The sequence below is a fragment of the Wolbachia endosymbiont of Cardiocondyla obscurior genome (assembly GCF_902713635.1).
GTDB lineage: Bacteria > Pseudomonadota > Alphaproteobacteria > Rickettsiales > Anaplasmataceae > Wolbachia > Wolbachia pipientis.
Window position 1 is genome coordinate 1 of sequence record NZ_CACTIU010000017.1, and the last position, 17,312, is coordinate 17,312.

Below are 17,312 nucleotides of genomic sequence, written 5' to 3' on the forward strand. Positions count from 1 at the left end.
CTTAAATCCACACTATACGCCATTATAACTCAAATAGCTTATTATACCTTTATCATTTACTTTGGGAAGTACTATATTTCCTTATCTGGTAATTTTGAGCGGAATTCCTTGATTACTTCGCGTATTATTCTATTGATATTACTCATGCTTATTCCTAATTAATATGTTAGTATTTTTATAAATTAAGTTATTATATTAAAATTCTTTCATGGATTTCAATATTAGCTCCGCACTACTTGTAGTTTTTGTAATGGGTCTGCCAATGACGATATAATCAGCTCCTGAATTTATTGCTTCTTTTGGTGTTGCTGTTCTTTTTTGGTCGTCATGACCTGGATCTATACGAATTCCTGGAGTAATAATTTTAAAGTCTTCACCGCATTCTCGGCGCACTTCCTGAGCTTCCAATGCAGAACAGACTATTCCATAGAGTCCAATCTTTTTTGCAAGCTTTGCAAGCAAAATTACCTGTGATTTTACTTCTCTTGCTACTCCAAGCTCGTTTAAATCCTCATTGCTCATACTAGTTAGCACTGTCACTCCAATCAGCTTTATTTTTGTGCCTTGCACTACACTTAGCGCTTCTTCAAGCATTTTTGTCCCACCGCTGATGTGCAGAGTTAACATTTCAACGTTCAGGACTTTTATTACTTCAACTGTTTTAGCTACAGTGTTTGGAATGTCATGCAATTTCAGATCTAAAAAAATTGGTACATTGCATTTTGCAACTTCTTGCACTCCAGAAAGACCTTGAGCAGCAAAAAATTCTAATCCCAGCTTTACCATGCCAACTTTACCACGCAGAGTATTAACTAGAGAAATAGCCTTATTTAAATCTTGTGTATCCAGTGCACATATTATTGGGTTCATTATCTTGCATGATTTATTTTATAATAAGACTATAAGACTAATTGTTGTGTTTTGCAAATACCTTCACTCTGATTACGTTCATAAGATTCTGTCAATAGTGAATTTGGCAATTTGATCGGAGTGGATGAGCGACTTGCATATCCAAGATCCTCCAGTAAACAATCAAACGTTTCCTCTGATGGTGATTCACATCTAGAATCTTCACCTAGCGTGAATTGCATAATTTCCTTCAATATAAACTTTATTTTTTGAGTCTCCTGTAATATTATTTTTCTACTACGATCTCCGATCGCTTCATTATTGTTTACCAATTTTTCTACCTTGTCTACCACAGATTCTAACATTTCCGGTAAATAACCCTTTTTCTCTTCTGCATTTCTCAACAAATCTTCTTCAAGTTGTTCTATTTGACTGTCTCGCTCTAAAAGTAAATTTTTTAAACCTTTTACCTCATTGTTACAATCTTTTCTTATTCCGTCTAACTCAAAAGACTGATTTTCAATTAAACCATTTGCTTCATCTAACTCGTCAAATTTCTTTTCCAATTTTTTAGATAAATTTTCCTTTTCTTTATTGATTTTTCTGATTTCACATTTTAGGTCATCTAATTTTGTATGCAACTTTTTTTCTTCCTCATATAATATATCTCTTTCTTTATAAAGTGTGTCTTCTTTCTTACGTAATATATCTCTTTCTTTATAAAATTTGTCTTCTTTCTCGTATAACTCCCTTATTTCTTTACGTAATTTTTCTACTTCCTCATTCAATTTTTTATTTTCTAATTCTTTGCATTGATTATTGTCTATTTTCCCTTTCAATTCTGTTATACGTTCTTCTTTTTCTTGTAACTGTTCACGTAAACACGAGATTTTAAGATGTAATTCTTCTTCTCGTGCAACAAGCTTATCTATTTCCTCTTTTGTTTTGTCCAATTCATTGTCTATTTCAAACGTACGATTCTTTGCTGTTTCTAATTTTTTCTCTAAAGATTTTTTTTCTTCAAGAAGAGATTCTCTCTCAACTTCTGACTCATTTACTTTCTGATTCAATTTTTTTGCTCTCTTGTCTAAATTTTGCTTCTCTCTAGTTAATTCATGTAATTGATTCTTCACTTCTTTGTTTGCAGCTTCTTCAGCTTCCTTTCCTAGAGTTATTTTATTTTCCAACTCTTGCTCTTTCTGAGCGAATTTATTTCTCTCAACCTCTATTTTTTTATTATTACTAATTATTTTATACGAAAGTGCAAGCACCAAAACAGATAATGTAGCTAAAGCAAGAATTAGAGGAAGAGGCACATTAGAAGTTACAATAAGCGCTAAAGATGTAAGTAACGTAAGAGTAGCTAAGGAACTAGCTACAAAATAAAATGCATTAGCCTCACTAAGCAAATTGCTCATTACTCCCCTCCCCCCCACGTTCAGCAGTCTTGTATATATTTATTAAAATTCTCTTATCTGTGGAGGGGAGTATTTATTTTTATCCTGCACCTACAACAAACTTCCCATCTTCAGTCTGCTAGCTAAAAATGGCTAAGGTTTTATGTATCCAGTGTACAACTGTACTCAAAATGTGTGGTAGCTATTGGTTGGGGTAGAACATATACTGGTATATCCAGAATCACATGAAGCATCATTCAGCTTTTTACATGGCGATCTTATTGGAGTGGATATATAAGGTGGTTTTGGTTTCGGGAACTGTTTATTAACAGACTCATTTTCACCTATTCTTTCAAGTTCTGATAAATGTTCACTGCTTATATCTGAAGAAATGGAATGACTTTGCTCGTCTTCCTGCCCAATTACTGCTTGCAGAAGTTCAACTTTTCTTTCCAAATCAGATTTATGTCTTCTTAATTTACTGCATTCGTCACCCAAATATTTTTCGCTACTTTTCAACTCACTGTTATTATTGCGCAACTTTTCATTTCCTTTTCTTTCTTGATCCAAAAGTTTTTTTAACTTTCCGATCTTATCAAGATTTTCAGTTTTTTCCTCTTCTAATTCCTTGCGTCGTTTTTCTTTTTGTTCTAAATCTGCAGCTAGCTGGATCGTTTCTTGCGCTTTTTCATTTAACTCTTTTTTCAATCGTCTTTCTCTTTTTACTACATCCCTTAATTCAGATTGTGAACAAGAAATTTCGCCTTTTTCTTTTCTTAACTGCGCTGCTAATTCTCCTACTTTTTTCCTTTTCTTTTCTAAACATGTTTCCAATTCTGTTATTCTTTCTTCTAATAAAAGAGCTAAAATTCCTTCATATTTTAATTCATCTAACTGCCTTTTTAAGGAATCTACTTCTTTTTGAGGTTGAGATAATTTCTCAATTAAATAATTGATTCTTTCTTTTAATCTTGCATTTTTATTACATAATTCTTGGTGTTCAAGAGAAAGCATCTCCTCCTTATGTTCTAACTGACCTTTTACTTTTGCTTCCAATTCTACATTATTACTAATTATTTTACATGAAAGTGCAAGCACCAAAATAGAAAGTATAGACAAACTCAAAGCAATAGGAAGAGCTACATTAAAGGCTGCAACTGAAGACAAGAACTTAACATAAGGGGCAACAGCAAGTGTCCCAGACGCAAGCAATACCAAAGTAGCAAGAGCACCAGCTATAAGATATGGTGCATTGGTTTTACTATACAAATCCCTCATTATTCCCTCATACTAATAATGATTACAATAGCATGGATATTAAAGGAAGTAAAGCTATAAAAATCAGTATAAGTCTATATTCACTATGTATTTTCCGTCTTCAGTTTCAAGCTCAGACTGCATCCACTCTATCGTTTCCGCATTGCAAACTGCCTGCAAATCATCCTGTGCAGATTGATTCAATTTATCCTCTCGTAGATCTGCTTTTATCATCAACTTTTTTATCAGATGCTTAACTGATACATTATTATCTGCCTTTATCTTTCTGATAATGTTTAATATCTGAATAACATTATCTCCCATTTCCTCTGAATATTTATCGTAGATAAGTTCTTCTTTGCTCGGCCAATTACTTTGATTGTGTACAGAATTATAACTATACAATTGGTGGTATATCTCTTCTGTAATGTAAGGCAAGAAAGGTGCAAATAACCGCAAAATAATATTCAGTACATACGCCAAGCTTTGTTTTGCACTTAAACTGCTTCCGTACGCACGTTTTTTTACTAACTCCAAGTAACTATCACAAAAATCCTTCCAAAAAAATTCCTCTATTACGCCCAAAGCTTCGCAGTATTCAAATTGTAATAGGTTGTTCGTTGCTCTTTCTATAACTTTGTATAACTTAGACAATATCCACTTATCCATTGTCTCGTGAGCAGAATTTATGCTCATCACTTGATGCTTTTCCATGAACATGGAAACGAACTTGCTAGCGTTCCAAAGTTTTGTAACGAGGCGCTTGCCAATTTTGAATGTATTTTCAGAGTAGACTGTATCAACTCCAAGCCTTGAGTTCGCTGCCCAATAGCGCACTACATCAGCTCCATAAGTTTCAAGTATTACATGAGGAGTAATGATGTTACCCTTTGATTTACTCATCTTTTTCTTATCATCTGCTAAACACCAACCGCTGATCATAATGTTTTTCCAAGGTAAAGAATTTGCATGATAATGTGCCTTTAAAATAGTATAAAAAGCCCAAGTTCTTATTATCTCATGGCTCTGGCTGCGCAGATCTGCAGGAAATATCGTATCATAGCGATGATTTGGTAAGCTAAACTCACTGTTTACTGCTAGTGCACTTAGTTGAGGAGTAATTGAACTTGTGGCCCAGGTATCCATTACATCTTGATCTGGGATAACCTCTTCTTTGCTATACCCTTTTGGCAAATCTTTCAATGGATCTATAGGCAGGTCCTTTACTTCAGCTAGAATAATTTTACCTTCTTCTCCCTTACGTTTGGAATACCATGCTGGAAATGGCACACCAAAATAGCGCTGCCTTGAGATGCACCAGTCCCAATTTAGCCCTTCTATCCACACTTCCATGCGTTTACGCATATTGCTTGGATACCAATTGCATTCTTTTACTTTATCTAATACTTGAGCTTTTTGCTCTAAGGTCTTGATAAACCATTGATAAGTAGGCAATATCTCAAGTGGTGCACCAGATCTTTCTGCACACTTAACAGAATGAGAAATGTTAGTGCTTTCTACCAAAAGTCCTTTTTCAGTTAGGATTTCGATTATCCGCTTTCTTGCTGCTGTAACTTTCAATCCATTTATTTCATTTAGTATATCGTCTGTCATCCGAGTAGCTGACACTGGGATCCATTCTTCTTTTTTCTGACCATACGCTGACATGATATCTTCCTCTGTCATCGCTGGCATTGGCTCTTTTTCCTGGATTCCAGTGTCAAGCACTGGAATGACATCATCTAGGTCCATCCTTCCATCCTGATCGATGATAATTTTCATCGGTAGATTATGCTTTTGCTGCCAATATATGTCGAGTTCATCACCGAATGTACAACACATAACAAGCCCAGTGCCTTTATCTATTTTAACCTTATCATCTGCTATGATTGGAACTTTTTCCTTTGTTATTGGCACTATGGCTGTTTTTCCGATCAGATGAGTGTAGCGCGCATCCTCTGGATGACAAAAAACTGCAACGCATGCTGGAAGTAGTTCAGGTCGCGTAGTCGCAATATTGATCTGCTCATTTTCTTGAGTAGAGAAAACTATCGTGTTTAAGGATGACTCAAAAACTTTATCTTCTATTTCTGCTTGCGCAATTGCTGTTTTATCAACCGGGTCCCAAAGGATAGGCTGCATTTTTCTATATGCATATCCCTTGTTATATAGATCAATAAACGACATCTGTGAAAGCGTCACAGTTTCCTTGCTGATCGTGTGATATTCCAAATCCCAGTCATAACTAATGCCGACTGATTTAAATAGTTCCTTGAATTCTTGCTTTGATTTCTCAATAACCTCATGGCACATCTCTATAAATTTTTCTCTGCCAACTTCTTTTGCACTGGTTTTATAGGTTTGTTCAACCAATCTTTCGGTGGGAAGCCCGTTATCATCAAACCCAATCGGATAGAAAACATCTTTTCCCAGCATGCGTTGAAACCTTGCAATAAAGTCCGTGTGGCAATAGCTAAATATATGGCCAATATGGAGTTTTCCCGATATTGTCGGTGGAGGTGTGTCTATAGTGAAAGTGTTATCCTTTTCACCATTCCATTTATAAACTTTACTACCTTCCCATAATATGTTGCATTTGTCTTCAACTTCTTTAAAGCCGTATTTTTCTTTTAACATAAATATTTCTCAATTTTAAACTTTAAGCTAGCAACGTCATACCGCCGCGGTATCTCTAGATCCCGCTAACAAGCAGCGGAATGACGATGGTCGGTAAACCTAAATTACTTTAGCTATAGCACAATTACGGCAATTTTACGCCAAAATTTTTTGTTTACGAACATAAATTTTCTATGCTATGATAAAAATATTACTTGACCTTAGGTTCTAAGGGTATTATGTAATGTTAAATTATAATTGAGGTTCGTTATGCTAAGCTTAAAGAATGGTACAATACAGGTTGCCGATGATAAAATAGTGCTTGTTATAAAAAAAGATGATTATGAAGAATTTAAAAAGTATAAAAACGTAGATAAGAGTGGTGCTATAATTGATGACAAGTTTTATGTGGGCTGTACGCTAAATGATCAACAACTATATATTGCTGGTTCTTATCCTCAAGAAGAACTAGGAGATAATACAATCATGAATGTAAAATCCGTTGGGAAAAAGGGTGGCAAATATTTTAGTCGCCTAGAAGAAATGAAAAATCTGTTAGGCCTTAACGATGGGAAAGAGGAGATTATGGTAAAAGCCCTATCTTGCCATCCCACAGTACAATTGTTAGAAGAGAAAAATGTTAAAACAACAGAATTGGAAGCTGCAGAAGAGCAGTTAAAGGGGAAAAATGAAGAATTAGAAGCTGCAAAGAAGAAAGCTGAGGAGGAATTGAGAATTAAAACACAAGAATTACAAGATCAATTGGACACAGCTCAGCAGGAAAAACAAGACTTAGAAGCTGAAGTGGAAAAACTAAAGGCAATAGATTCTACAGCGTTGCAGCAGCAGTTAGAAGAGAAAAATGCTAAAATAACAGAATTGGAAGCATTAGATGCTGTGGCGTTACAGCAAAAGTTAACAGAGAAAGAGAATGAAATGACAGCATTAAAAGCTCAACAAAATACACAAGAAGTTACAGACTTAAAGCAACAATTAGCAGATAAAGAGAAAGAAATAGCACAACTAAAACAACAACAGCCAAATGCTGAAGTTGACAAACTGAAGGCAGACTTAATAGCTAAAGAGAAAGAAGTTGACAAGCTAAAGAAGGAAAATAAAGAATTAGAAGCTGAAAACAAAAAAATTCAACAACTAAAACAAGGCAATGCAGCACGGTACACCGCTACTGTTGGTATGGGTCTTGCTGTTGGATTGGTAGCATTTACTGCACTTGAACGTACAGTTAAGTTAGAGATGTTAGTAATGATTGGTATAGCAGTAGCATCTGCACTCGTAGCCGGTGGTATTACATATGCAGTATTACCTAGTACTCAAGTAGATGGGGCAAAAGCACAAGAAGTAAATGAGATGGGAAAAAGAAGTAACAAGGGTTAAGCCGAAATGTACGTGTCAAGTAAAACACTTGACGCGAACTTCAGTTTTTATATTCCTTCATTAGCATAATATAATTTTGTGCTGATTGTGTAATATGTTTAATTTCTTCATTCGACATCTTTTTGAAGAACTTTGCTGGCCTGCCAGCCCATATTTCCCCACTTTTTATTACTTTTCCATGTGTCACTAGCGAGCCAGCAGCTACCATAGCTTCAGGCTCCACAACTGCATGGTCCATCACGGTAGAGCCCATACCAATAAACGCTTTATCATGCACCGTGCATGCATGCAACACACAAAAATGTCCCACTGTTACCATGCTGCCAATAATTGTGTCACCACCTGGGTTTCTATCCACATGAATTACCGTTCCATCTTGAATATTTGTTCCATTACCTATTTTTATTGATCCAACGTCCCCTCTGACCACACAATTAAACCAGATGCTTGCATCTCTTCCTATTTCAACCTTACCTATGATATGCGAACCACCTGCGATGAAAGCACTTTCGTCTATTTTTGGTTCATAATTTTTGTATTTTAAAATGTGATACATATTAAGCCCAAAGTTTTATGCATATGTTAATCAAAATAAGGTAAGCAGTCTTAGATTTCAAGTTATTTGGGTGACAGATGTTCTTGACTTATGCACTTTATGCTCCTAAAATTTTTATTTTCAGCTCTATCTATAATGTCAGTAGCGGTATTAAGTATATTTCAAATAATATTGGTTGTTGTGTTAGTAATTTTAGTGCTCTTGCAGCCACCTGGAAGTAGTTCGTTAAGTGGTTTTAGTAATACACAACAGGGGGTCAATTCGATGATTCCGGTGAAATCTTCTGAAAACCCGCTCAGCAGAATAACGGCTATTGTTGCTGGATTGTTTATTATAAACACATTGCTATTGTCAGGATTATGTTCAAAAGACGTACATAAAAAATCGATCGCAGAAAAAATTATATTAGAAAAAAAGCAAGAAAGTGAATCTACTTCTGTTCCATTTGAAAATTAATGAAGGAAGCTAAATTTATCTTTGTCACAGGTGGAGTTGTGTCATCGCTTGGTAAAGGCTTAGTTGCTTCGAGTGTTGGTGCGCTTCTTCAAGCTTACGGTTTTAAGATCCGTATCAGAAAACTTGACCCGTATCTCAACATTGATCCTGGGACAATGAACCCAACTCAGCACGGAGAGGTATTTGTTACCGAAGATGGTGCTGAAACTGATTTGGATCTTGGGCATTATGAGCGTTTTACTGGAATTAAAGCAACAAAAGATGACAATATAACAACTGGTAAGATATATCATGAGTTATTGAAGAAAGAGAGGCGTGGTGATTATCTGGGCAAAACTGTGCAAGTCATTCCTCATGTAACAGATTTGATCAAATCGTTCATTTTTAATGGTACGGAAGGTTTAGATTTTGTAATATGTGAAATAGGTGGAACTGTAGGTGACATTGAAAGCCAACCATTTTTGGAGGCTATACGCCAAGTTAACTACACATTAGGAAAACAAAGAGTTATCCTTATTCACTTAACTTTAATACCATATCTTACCGCAGCGCAAGAATTAAAGACAAAGCCAACGCAGCATTCAGTTCGAGAGTTAAATTCCGCGGGGTTACAACCAGATATTATATTATGCCGCAGTGAGAAAGAAATTTTCGATAATCAAAGAGAGAAAATAGCTAAGCTTTGCAATGTTTCTTTATCCAATGTGATACCTGCCCCTGATGTGAGTCATATATATGAGTTACCGGTGTTGTATAGCCAATGTGGGCTTGATACGCAAATTTTGGAGCACTTTCATTTAAGTAAGCCAAAACCAAGCTTGACTGAATGGGATCAAATAGTGCATTCCATAAGGCACCCAACACAGGAAGTTACTGTATCTATAGTGGGAAAATACACCGAATTCCCTGATGCGTATAAATCACTAGTTGAAGCATTAAATCATGGTGCGATTAGTAATAAAGTCAAAGTAAGGATAAATTGGGTTAACTCAAGAGAGAAGGAAGAAAAACCTATAAATGAAAAACTTATAGGAGAGAAATTACAGAATTCTCATGCAATCCTTGTTCCAGGGGGGTTTGGTGATGACGGAGTAGAGGGTAAAATATTAGCAATAAATTATGCCCGTACAAATAATATCCCATTTTTCGGAATTTGCCTTGGTATGCAGCTTGCAATTATTGAATTTGCTCGTAATGTTGTTAAGCTTGAAGATGTACACTCTGAAGAATTTCGTAACTGTAAACATCCAATCGTTAAGTTAGCTGGCGATCAAGATGACGATCTTGGTGGAACCATGAGACTTGGGGCATACAAATGTAATATAAATGCAAACTCTAAAATGATGGATGCATATAGTAACACTACTATTTCAGAAAGACACAGGCATAGATACATAATCAATTCAGATTATAAAGATGATTTGGAAAAAAATGGGCTGCTATGCAGTGGCATATCAGAAGATGGAACGTGCATAGAGGCAGTGGAGTTAGAGAGTCATCCGTGGTTTATTGGTGTGCAGTTTCATCCAGAATTTCAATCAAAGCCGTTTTCTCCTCATCCTCTTTTTGTATCATTTATTGAAGCAGCGGTTGGTAAAAACATAAAAATTTGATAAATAAAACTAATAGAGAAGGTTAGGTGTTAAAGGATTTTGTATCTTTATATGAGTATGTAAAAGAATTATTAGAATACATAGGTGCTGACAATGTCAGCGAAGAAGAACTAGATAAACTGGAGGATAAAGCAATAGTAGATGTAATACTGGATATAGAAGAAAAATATGGTGTAAGAGAAGCAAATCAATTCAAATCAGTAGAAGAAATAAAAGAACATTTAAAACGGGGAACAGATAATTATCATTCAAAGCAATTAACTAGAATTCAAAGTGAGCATAATTATACAGGCTCACATAATACATCTTTGACTAACGTTACTCCTTATGAATGCAATGAGCTAAGTGATGAAGGCTATATATCGCCTTGTGAGGAAGTTGTTGAGTCAAACCCAAGTAGTAAAATTTACGACTTACGGGGGATAGAAAAATTAAAAAAAGAAAATTGTATCTGTTGTAAATAACAAGTGTTTAAGTATCAATATATGGAGCTTGCCATAGAGCAAGCCAAACTTGCTCAGAAAAATGGTGAGGTTCCCATAGGTGCTGTAATAGTTAGTGGAAGCAATATCGTTTCTTCTGCACACAATATATCCAGCGATCCAACTGCGCATGCAGAGATGTTAGCGATCAAGCAGGCATGTAAGTTGCTCTCAACTTCAACGCTTTATGATGCTGATATGTACGTAACATTAGAACCATGTCCGATGTGTGCTCAAGCTATTTCCTTTGCCAGAATTAAACGATTGTACTTTGGGGCTTACAATCCCAAAGGTGGAGGAATTGAAAATGGTGCTAAGATATTTCAATTTTGCAGCCATATACCTGAAGTTTATGGTGGAATATTAGAAACAGAATGCTCTTTTTTGTTAAAGGATTTTTTTGAGAAACTAAGGAACATTTGATAAATCGTCATGCTACTTGTTTTCCGATACAAAATCGTCATCCCGCTACTTGTTAGCGGGATCTATGCTAGGAGATACCGTGACGGTATGGCGGTTAAGTAATTCGTCATTCCAGCGCGTGACGCACAACTATACAAACATTGTCCACCAGCAGGGTGTCATCCGAGTAGCTGACACTGCCCTCCTTTGTCATCCCAGTGCCCTGACTACTTGGATCCAGAAGACTTAATTTTAACCAAGTGGCTGCATAATAAAGGCTGGATTCCAGTGTCAAGCACTGGAATGACATTACAGGGACACTGGGATGACATCATCCTTTTCTCTGGATTCCAGACTGGAATGACAGCAGTCCTACGTCATACCGTCACGGTATCTCTAGATCCCGCTAACAAGCAGCGGGATGACGGTTGTCAGGGTGTCAGCTACTTAGATGAAACCCTTTCCCGGTCTATCAAATCACATAGGAGAAAACTAAGACCAATCAAATTTCTTATCTTGCGGTTTTATTTGCAATATTGCTACCAGGCTGACCAATAAGCAAAAGACTACATAAAGCCCAGCGGCAAAGTTTACTTGAGGAAATGTTATAGTAAACCAAGTGCATATCATAGGAGTAAATCCTCCATGTAACGCATAAGAGATGTTACGTGATAAACTCACTCCACTAAATCTAACATTGGTAGGAAAAAGTTCAGCAGCAACTATTCCTATAGGATTTATACCCCTTTCTATTATAGAAAGAGCCATTACACCAAGCATAATTATAAGATAACTTTTATAGTAGTATGCAGTAGATAACACAGGACAACACAGTACCATTGTGATCACTGTAAATAAGATTGTAGTGCGCTCTTTTCCTACTTTATCAGCTAACATTCCGAGCGCTATTGAAGATACCGGCATTAATATACTGGTTATAATGAGCACAATTTCATTGACATATGTTGTTACATACGTCTCAACCGACACTATTTCTTTTGCAATTGTTCGAAGAAATATGGTAAATCCAACAACAACATTAACAGGTACAGATATTAAAATAGCAAGTATCAGAGCTCTCTTGTAGCGTTTTATAAGCTCTATTATTGGCAAATCAGATAAATTCCTTTGTTTTCGATTTTCTTCATATGCTGGAGTTTCTCCTAATGTGTATACACTATATGCGCTGATTAACCCCAAAACAAATGAAAAAGTAAACGGCAACCTCCAACCCCAAGCGTTAAAATCAGTGTTTTTTTTGCAGATGATCACTACAATCACAGAGAGCAAGATACCAATGGAGCGACCAAAACTTATTATTCCAAAAAACATTCCTAGTTTTTTCTTATTAGGTAAATGCTCTATGAGATAAACAGAACTGCCTCCTTGTTCAGCGCCAAGCGCAATCCCTTGTGTCACATGGATTGCAAGAAGCAATATAGTAGAAGTTATACCTATTTTGCTATAACTTGGAATAAACGCAACGAGACTAGACGGAATCGATATTAGCAAGATAGCAATCGTTAATGCCATTCTCCTTCCATACCTGTCACCAATGTGACCAAATATGAATGCGCCAAGTGGCCTTACCATAGCACCCAGTCCTGCAATTCCAAACAATTGCAGTATTCTGTTGTAAACATCTTTTGCACAACAAAACTCTCTACTAATTATGTTAACCAGATCGATAAAGAGCATATGGTCATACCATATTGCGATTCTGCAGAGAATAGCTGATATCAACACCCTTGTTTGCACTAAATTTAATTTGTAAATGTTTGCTTATTTCATTGTGGCTGCTTTTTGGGATTTTGCAACCTAAGGTGTGGGTTGACTTTTTTATTATGGTGTGTGAAACTAAAATGTTATTAACATAGGGACAAAGTTATGGTGGGTGTAATTTATTTAGCGATGCTGGGCGTGGCAGCAATAATAGGAGCTATAATAGGCACTTTAATAGGTCTCTTACTAAGTTTCACTAGTCTTTCACCTCTGATAATAGGCGGAACTGTTGGAGCCATCTATGTAGTGCCATTAATTGCAGCTTTCATAACAATTCTTTTGTATCCAATTCCATATGAGCGTCATAGCGGGTTAACATTAAAAGAAACTGCGTGTCTAGCTGGCTTGTTTATTGGAAGTGTTGCAGCCGGAGTTGGCCTTGTTGCATGTGGCTTGACTCCAATAATTAAAGTAGATTCTTTATCGTCTTTATCAACTACAGTTAGTTCTTTGTTAGCTATGGGAGCTACAATACCAGTACTTCTGATTGCAACTGCAATTGGAGTAGCTATTGTAATCGAGCTCGCTAAGCAAGCTAAGGAGTACATATCAGGTAAAATAATGCAAGCAGAAAAAGAACCTGTGACTGATACACATGAAGAACCAGGCTCTAAAATGGAAGAAGCAAAAGAAGAAAAAACTGCTAGAAATAAGCAGGCAGTACGGGAATGTTCAAAAAACTCACCTCAACCTGGTTAAAATTTTCCTTAAAAGACAAATACAGAAAAACAAGAATATCAATAGCTTATTGTTTTAGCATTTACGATAAAGCAGTAAGCATTTTAAGACTAGTTACTAATTTAGTAAAATTCAAGACTTTCAATAATTTACCTAAAATCTAATCCAGAATTCGGGTTAATAATAAAATCTTGTTTTTTGAAAATGAATTTGGTAAACTTTAAAGATGTATGTGACAATATGGTGATATATTGTTTTTAGTATTTAATAAATTAAAGTACGTACTTGATAATTTTTCTGAACGCTCTAATCAAGCTAAAATAGGTAAGCTAGATAAAATTATTCTTAGTTTAAAATTGGTATAAGGTATTAAGATGAAAAAAATTGAAATTTCAGAATTACTAAAAAGAATTTCAATCTGTTTACTATGCGTGGCAACTATTATCTCTATCGCTTTTTTGTTTGCCTATATGCATACAATGTTGCTTAGTAAAGGGTATGAGTTAGCTGCACATTATGTTAGTGAAGCTATGCCTTGTGTGTTACTTGTCGTTCTCCTTTTTATTGTTTGGTTTGTATATGATCAAGTATTCAGCAAACTAAAGGAAGTAGAGCTGCCTATATCGATAGAATTAGCTAATTCAGATGATAAAAGAATAACATTTGCTGATGCTATAATTGATGACTCCTTAAAACAACGGTTGCAGATGATTTGCTGTGACCAAATGACAGAAGAAATGCGCAAGCTGTTTGGAAATAAAAGTATTAATTCACTAAGAGGTTACATATTATATGGCCCTCCTGGAAATGGTAAAACACTTATCGCTCGTGCAATTGCAGGTGAATCAAATATGAATTTCATAAGCATCTCAGGTCCTGAACTTATTGGAGTATATATTGGTCATGGTGCACATGCTGTACGCGAGCTTTTTAAAATAGCAAAAAAATATTCTCCTTGTATAGTCTTTATAGATGAAATAGATGCAGTTGCTCAAAAAAGAAGTACCGCTAATAACTCAGCTTACCATTGTCGAGAGAGTTTAACACAGTTGTTAACTGAAATAGATGGATTTAAGAGCAGAAAAGATATAATAGTAATTGGTGCAACTAACCTTATCGGTGGTATAGATCCAGCACTTATTAGACCTGGACGTTTAGGTCAGAAGGTTTATGTCCCTAATCCAAACATAGAGGTGAGACAAAAGATATTGGCACTTTATATGCGAGGTACAAAAACTGATGAAAAGCTAAGCCTCCAAGACATTGCAGACAAGACTGAAGGCTATTCTGGGGCTGAGTTAGAGCAATTAGTGAATGAAGCAAAAATTAGCGCTGGTGCGCAAAGACGGCTTATAGTGAGTGAGGAAGATTTCAGTTACGCGCTTCACAGGTTAAGTCCAGAACAAGAAAGAGATAGAATAAAGTTAGTTTCAAACGCGAAGACACAGATAGAAGAAACTTCTTTTATACGGTAAACATAAAAATTGAAATTATAGAAGTGTAGCTGAGCCAACCTTCGTTATTCTTATTATTACCCACAAATAAAGACATGGTATTGCATTTACTCAAATAATTTAATTTTATTAACCTGAAAGCTTATTGGATTAAAATTATTAAATTAAGAGTTATAATTTTAGCAACTAAAAGCTGTAAATTGCACCATATAAACAGTTATTTCAAGCAAAAGTTATACTGACCTTAGCCAGAAAAAGTGGTGGAAAAGTTAGGAATGTTTTTTACAAAAAAAGACAGTATCAATAAAAAGGATTTTATTCTATTTGAAATATAAAATTATCATGTATTTTTCTGTTATTCCCAAGTGAATTATTATTAACTTAGCAGTATATATTATTAAAAACACAAGCAATACAATCATTTTTAGCAACCAAAACCAGCAAGCGTGAGAAGATTTTTTTTTGGAATGAGTTGGTCATGATGTTTGTAAAACTTAATTTGTACACTTTACTTACCCCCAGTAATTCTGATATAGTTACTTTAGTTAAAGTCTATAAAAGTTTATAAATGGCAACCTTAAGTGTAAGAGAAGCTTTATGCACAGCAATTAGAGAAGAAATGCAAAACGACTCTGATGTGCTTATCATGGGTGAAGAAGTTGCAGAGTATGATGGTGCTTATAAAGTAACGAAAGGATTACTGAAAGAGTTTGGAGAAAACAGAGTAGTTGATACGCCTATTACCGAACATGGATTTGCTGGCCTTGCTGTTGGAGCGGCATTTGCTGGATTAAAGCCAATAGTCGAGTTTATGATTTTTAATTTTTCTATGCAAGCTATTGACCAAATTGTGAATTCCGCAGCAAAAACAAATTATATGTCAGGCGGACAACTTGGATGCCCTATAGTATTTCGTGGACCAAATGGCGCTGCAGCAAGAGTTGCTGCACAACATTCTCAATGCTTTGCAGCTTGGTATTCGCATATACCGGGGTTAAAAGTAATAGCACCCTATTTTGCCTCAGATTGCAGAGGTCTGCTTAAAGCTGCAATTCGTGACCCTAATCCGGTAATATTTCTAGAAAACGAAATAGCTTATGGACATGAGCATGAAGTTTCTGACTCTGAGCTATCAAACAAAGATTATCTACTTGAGATAGGCAAAGCTGCTGTTATACGGGAAGGAAAGGATGTAACTATCACTGCTTTTTCATTAAAATTAATGGATGCCTTAAATGCAGCAGATTTACTTTCGAGTAAAGGTATAGAAGCTGAAGTTATTGACCTCAGAACCTTAAGACCACTTGACACTCAAACTGTTATTAACTCTATTCAGAAGACTAATAGGTTAGTTAGTGTAGAAGAAGGATGGCCATTTGCAGGAATAGGAGCAGAGCTGTCAGCCGTTGTTATGGAACAAGGATTTGACTACCTTGATGCTCCAGTTGTACGTGTAACTGGCAAGGACATCCCCTTACCTTACGCTGCAAATCTAGAAAAAAAAGCATTACCGCAAGTGGAAGATATAGTTGAAGCCGTGCATCAGGTCTGTTTTAGAAAAAAATAGTTCTTTTTTGTGTCTCCTGTTCCGCATTGGTCCATCAAAGAAGTATTTCCAGTGCCGCCTATACCACCCATTACTTTTATGACGATAGTTTTAGCACCGAAAAATACAGCACAAAATATACCGAGTGCAAAAAGAGCTGGCCATGGCATTCTACCAAATATCGCAAGCAAAGCTGCACCTATTATCACTACGGTCATAAGCGGTCCGCCTATTCCCCAAACGTAGCCAATAATGTTACATATTACTTGAGCAGTTGTATCAGTATTAGTGTCAGCGGCAGCACTCCCAACATGAGAAAAAGAAATAAATAATACTATAAAAAGAATATTAAAAACTTTCCTAGGGTTCATCTCTATACCTTAAATTTAGATATTGCAATTATACCTAAAATACTATAATTTTTAGTAAAACTAGCATAAAGATTGAATAACAAACGGTGCCACAAAAGTAGTTGACACACAACTGCACAAATATTGTAATATAGACATAGTAAACGATATTATTCCAGTGCTTGACGCTGGAATCCAGACTTTAATTGTTATATTTATAAATAAGTCTGGAACGTTCATCTCAAATGCAGTATTTTTGTTGAAATAGCTCAACTGGATCCCAGTGTCAAGCACTGGGATGACAGCAGTCCTACGTCATACCGCCGCGGTATCTCAGCCGCTAACAAGTAGCGGGATGACGGTTGTCGTTTAGCCATAAACATTAAGAAATTTACCAAATGAAAAAAAAGGCAAAAGAAGCCCCGTGGTTGGCTAATTACTTACATTATACTTTCAAGTATGGCGTTTTTTTATTCTAA

Annotated in this window: 15 protein-coding genes and 1 pseudogene; 9 read left to right on the forward strand and 7 right to left on the reverse strand. The window is 35.8% G+C overall.

Annotated elements, in window-relative coordinates:
• Positions 1-195: 195 nt before the first annotated feature.
• From pyrF to WOCAOBSORBRA_RS02090, 4 genes are all read right to left on the reverse strand, one after another.
• On the reverse strand, positions 196-870 hold the full coding sequence (gene pyrF, locus WOCAOBSORBRA_RS02075; RefSeq protein ID WP_174515794.1) for an orotidine-5'-phosphate decarboxylase: 675 nt from the start codon (positions 868-870) through the stop codon (positions 196-198).
• Positions 871-899: 29 nt separating this feature from the next.
• On the reverse strand, positions 900-2,267 hold the full coding sequence (locus tag WOCAOBSORBRA_RS02080; protein WP_174515795.1) for a coiled-coil domain-containing protein: 1,368 nt from the start codon (positions 2,265-2,267) through the stop codon (positions 900-902).
• Positions 2,268-2,432: 165 nt separating this feature from the next.
• Positions 2,433-3,524, reverse strand: a complete 1,092-nt coding sequence (locus WOCAOBSORBRA_RS02085; RefSeq protein ID WP_174515796.1) for a hypothetical protein — start codon at positions 3,522-3,524, stop codon at positions 2,433-2,435.
• A gap of 63 nt (positions 3,525-3,587) precedes the next feature.
• Complete coding sequence (locus tag WOCAOBSORBRA_RS02090) at positions 3,588-6,140, reverse strand: valine--tRNA ligase (RefSeq protein ID WP_174515797.1); 2,553 nt, start codon at positions 6,138-6,140, stop codon at positions 3,588-3,590.
• Between the two features lie 249 nt (positions 6,141-6,389).
• Here WOCAOBSORBRA_RS02090 and WOCAOBSORBRA_RS02095 point away from each other — a divergent pair, with 249 nt between their 5' ends.
• Positions 6,390-7,514 carry a hypothetical protein gene (locus WOCAOBSORBRA_RS02095; RefSeq protein WP_174515798.1) on the forward strand — a complete coding sequence of 375 codons (1,125 nt, stop codon included), beginning with the start codon at positions 6,390-6,392 and terminating at the stop codon, positions 7,512-7,514.
• Between the two features lie 40 nt (positions 7,515-7,554).
• On the opposite strand, the gene WOCAOBSORBRA_RS02100 is transcribed toward WOCAOBSORBRA_RS02095, so the two are convergent.
• Positions 7,555-8,070 (reverse strand): gamma carbonic anhydrase family protein, encoded by a 516-nt coding sequence (locus WOCAOBSORBRA_RS02100; protein WP_174515799.1) that lies wholly within the window; start codon positions 8,068-8,070, stop codon positions 7,555-7,557.
• Positions 8,071-8,205: 135 nt separating this feature from the next.
• On the opposite strand from WOCAOBSORBRA_RS02100, the gene secG reads away from it, so the two are divergent.
• The 5 genes and pseudogenes from secG to WOCAOBSORBRA_RS06630 form a co-directional block, all read left to right on the forward strand.
• Complete coding sequence (gene secG, locus WOCAOBSORBRA_RS02105) at positions 8,206-8,526, forward strand: preprotein translocase subunit SecG (RefSeq protein ID WP_007548880.1); 321 nt, start codon at positions 8,206-8,208, stop codon at positions 8,524-8,526.
• A complete protein-coding gene (locus WOCAOBSORBRA_RS02110; RefSeq protein WP_174515800.1) occupies positions 8,526-10,139 on the forward strand; it encodes a CTP synthase in 1,614 nt (537 codons plus the stop codon). The genes secG and WOCAOBSORBRA_RS02110 overlap by 1 nt, the downstream gene beginning before the upstream one ends.
• Before the next feature lie 26 nt (positions 10,140-10,165).
• Positions 10,166-10,603 (forward strand): hypothetical protein, encoded by a 438-nt coding sequence (locus WOCAOBSORBRA_RS02115; RefSeq protein WP_174515801.1) that lies wholly within the window; start codon positions 10,166-10,168, stop codon positions 10,601-10,603.
• 21 nt (positions 10,604-10,624) lie between these two features.
• Positions 10,625-11,044, forward strand: coding sequence for a nucleoside deaminase (locus tag WOCAOBSORBRA_RS02120; RefSeq protein ID WP_174515802.1), 420 nt, complete (start codon positions 10,625-10,627; stop codon positions 11,042-11,044).
• Between the two features lie 180 nt (positions 11,045-11,224).
• Positions 11,225-11,332: pseudogene (locus WOCAOBSORBRA_RS06630) on the forward strand (WPE palindromic element domain-containing protein); the annotation flags it as partial.
• Positions 11,333-11,515: 183 nt separating this feature from the next.
• On the opposite strand, the gene WOCAOBSORBRA_RS02135 reads toward WOCAOBSORBRA_RS06630, so the two are convergent.
• Positions 11,516-12,781 carry an MFS transporter gene (locus tag WOCAOBSORBRA_RS02135; RefSeq protein WP_007548874.1) on the reverse strand — a complete coding sequence of 422 codons (1,266 nt, stop codon included), beginning with the start codon at positions 12,779-12,781 and terminating at the stop codon, positions 11,516-11,518.
• Between the two features lie 129 nt (positions 12,782-12,910).
• Between WOCAOBSORBRA_RS02135 and WOCAOBSORBRA_RS02140 the strand changes: the two genes are divergently transcribed.
• The 3 genes from WOCAOBSORBRA_RS02140 (at position 12,911) to WOCAOBSORBRA_RS02150 (ending at position 16,504) form a co-directional block, all read left to right on the forward strand.
• Positions 12,911-13,504: a hypothetical protein gene (locus WOCAOBSORBRA_RS02140; RefSeq protein WP_155968505.1), complete on the forward strand. Its 594-nt coding sequence runs from the start codon at positions 12,911-12,913 to the stop codon at positions 13,502-13,504.
• A gap of 353 nt (positions 13,505-13,857) precedes the next feature.
• Positions 13,858-14,958: an ATP-binding protein gene (locus WOCAOBSORBRA_RS02145; protein ID WP_174515804.1), complete on the forward strand. Its 1,101-nt coding sequence runs from the start codon at positions 13,858-13,860 to the stop codon at positions 14,956-14,958.
• Positions 14,959-15,505: 547 nt separating this feature from the next.
• Complete coding sequence (locus WOCAOBSORBRA_RS02150; RefSeq protein ID WP_174515805.1) at positions 15,506-16,504, forward strand: pyruvate dehydrogenase complex E1 component subunit beta; 999 nt, start codon at positions 15,506-15,508, stop codon at positions 16,502-16,504.
• Here the strand turns inward: WOCAOBSORBRA_RS02150 and WOCAOBSORBRA_RS02155 are convergent.
• Complete coding sequence (locus WOCAOBSORBRA_RS02155) at positions 16,480-16,854, reverse strand: TrbC/VirB2 family protein (RefSeq protein WP_006279664.1); 375 nt, start codon at positions 16,852-16,854, stop codon at positions 16,480-16,482. The two genes, WOCAOBSORBRA_RS02150 and WOCAOBSORBRA_RS02155, sit on opposite strands and share 25 nt — an antisense overlap.
• Between the last annotated feature and the right edge of the window lie 458 nt (positions 16,855-17,312).

Excerpts from the sequence above, each read along its gene's own strand:
- WOCAOBSORBRA_RS02095 (WP_174515798.1), top strand. The coding sequence starts at position 6,390 with ATGCTAAGCTTAAAGAATGGTACAATACAGGTTGCCGATGATAAAATA.
- WOCAOBSORBRA_RS02150 (WP_174515805.1), top strand. The coding sequence starts at position 15,506 with ATGGCAACCTTAAGTGTAAGAGAAGCTTTATGCACAGCAATTAGAGAA.
- WOCAOBSORBRA_RS02155 (WP_006279664.1), bottom strand. The coding sequence starts at position 16,854 with ATGAACCCTAGGAAAGTTTTTAATATTCTTTTTATAGTATTATTTATT.
- WOCAOBSORBRA_RS02085 (WP_174515796.1), bottom strand. The coding sequence starts at position 3,524 with ATGAGGGATTTGTATAGTAAAACCAATGCACCATATCTTATAGCTGGT.
- pyrF (WP_174515794.1), bottom strand. The coding sequence starts at position 870 with ATGAACCCAATAATATGTGCACTGGATACACAAGATTTAAATAAGGCT.
- WOCAOBSORBRA_RS02140 (WP_155968505.1), top strand. The coding sequence starts at position 12,911 with ATGGTGGGTGTAATTTATTTAGCGATGCTGGGCGTGGCAGCAATAATA.
- WOCAOBSORBRA_RS02090 (WP_174515797.1), bottom strand. The coding sequence starts at position 6,140 with ATGTTAAAAGAAAAATACGGCTTTAAAGAAGTTGAAGACAAATGCAAC.
- WOCAOBSORBRA_RS02080 (WP_174515795.1), bottom strand. The coding sequence starts at position 2,267 with ATGAGCAATTTGCTTAGTGAGGCTAATGCATTTTATTTTGTAGCTAGT.
- WOCAOBSORBRA_RS02100 (WP_174515799.1), bottom strand. The coding sequence starts at position 8,070 with ATGTATCACATTTTAAAATACAAAAATTATGAACCAAAAATAGACGAA.
- WOCAOBSORBRA_RS02145 (WP_174515804.1), top strand. The coding sequence starts at position 13,858 with ATGAAAAAAATTGAAATTTCAGAATTACTAAAAAGAATTTCAATCTGT.
- WOCAOBSORBRA_RS02120 (WP_174515802.1), top strand. The coding sequence starts at position 10,625 with ATGGAGCTTGCCATAGAGCAAGCCAAACTTGCTCAGAAAAATGGTGAG.
- secG (WP_007548880.1), top strand. The coding sequence starts at position 8,206 with ATGTCAGTAGCGGTATTAAGTATATTTCAAATAATATTGGTTGTTGTG.
- WOCAOBSORBRA_RS02110 (WP_174515800.1), top strand. The coding sequence starts at position 8,526 with ATGAAGGAAGCTAAATTTATCTTTGTCACAGGTGGAGTTGTGTCATCG.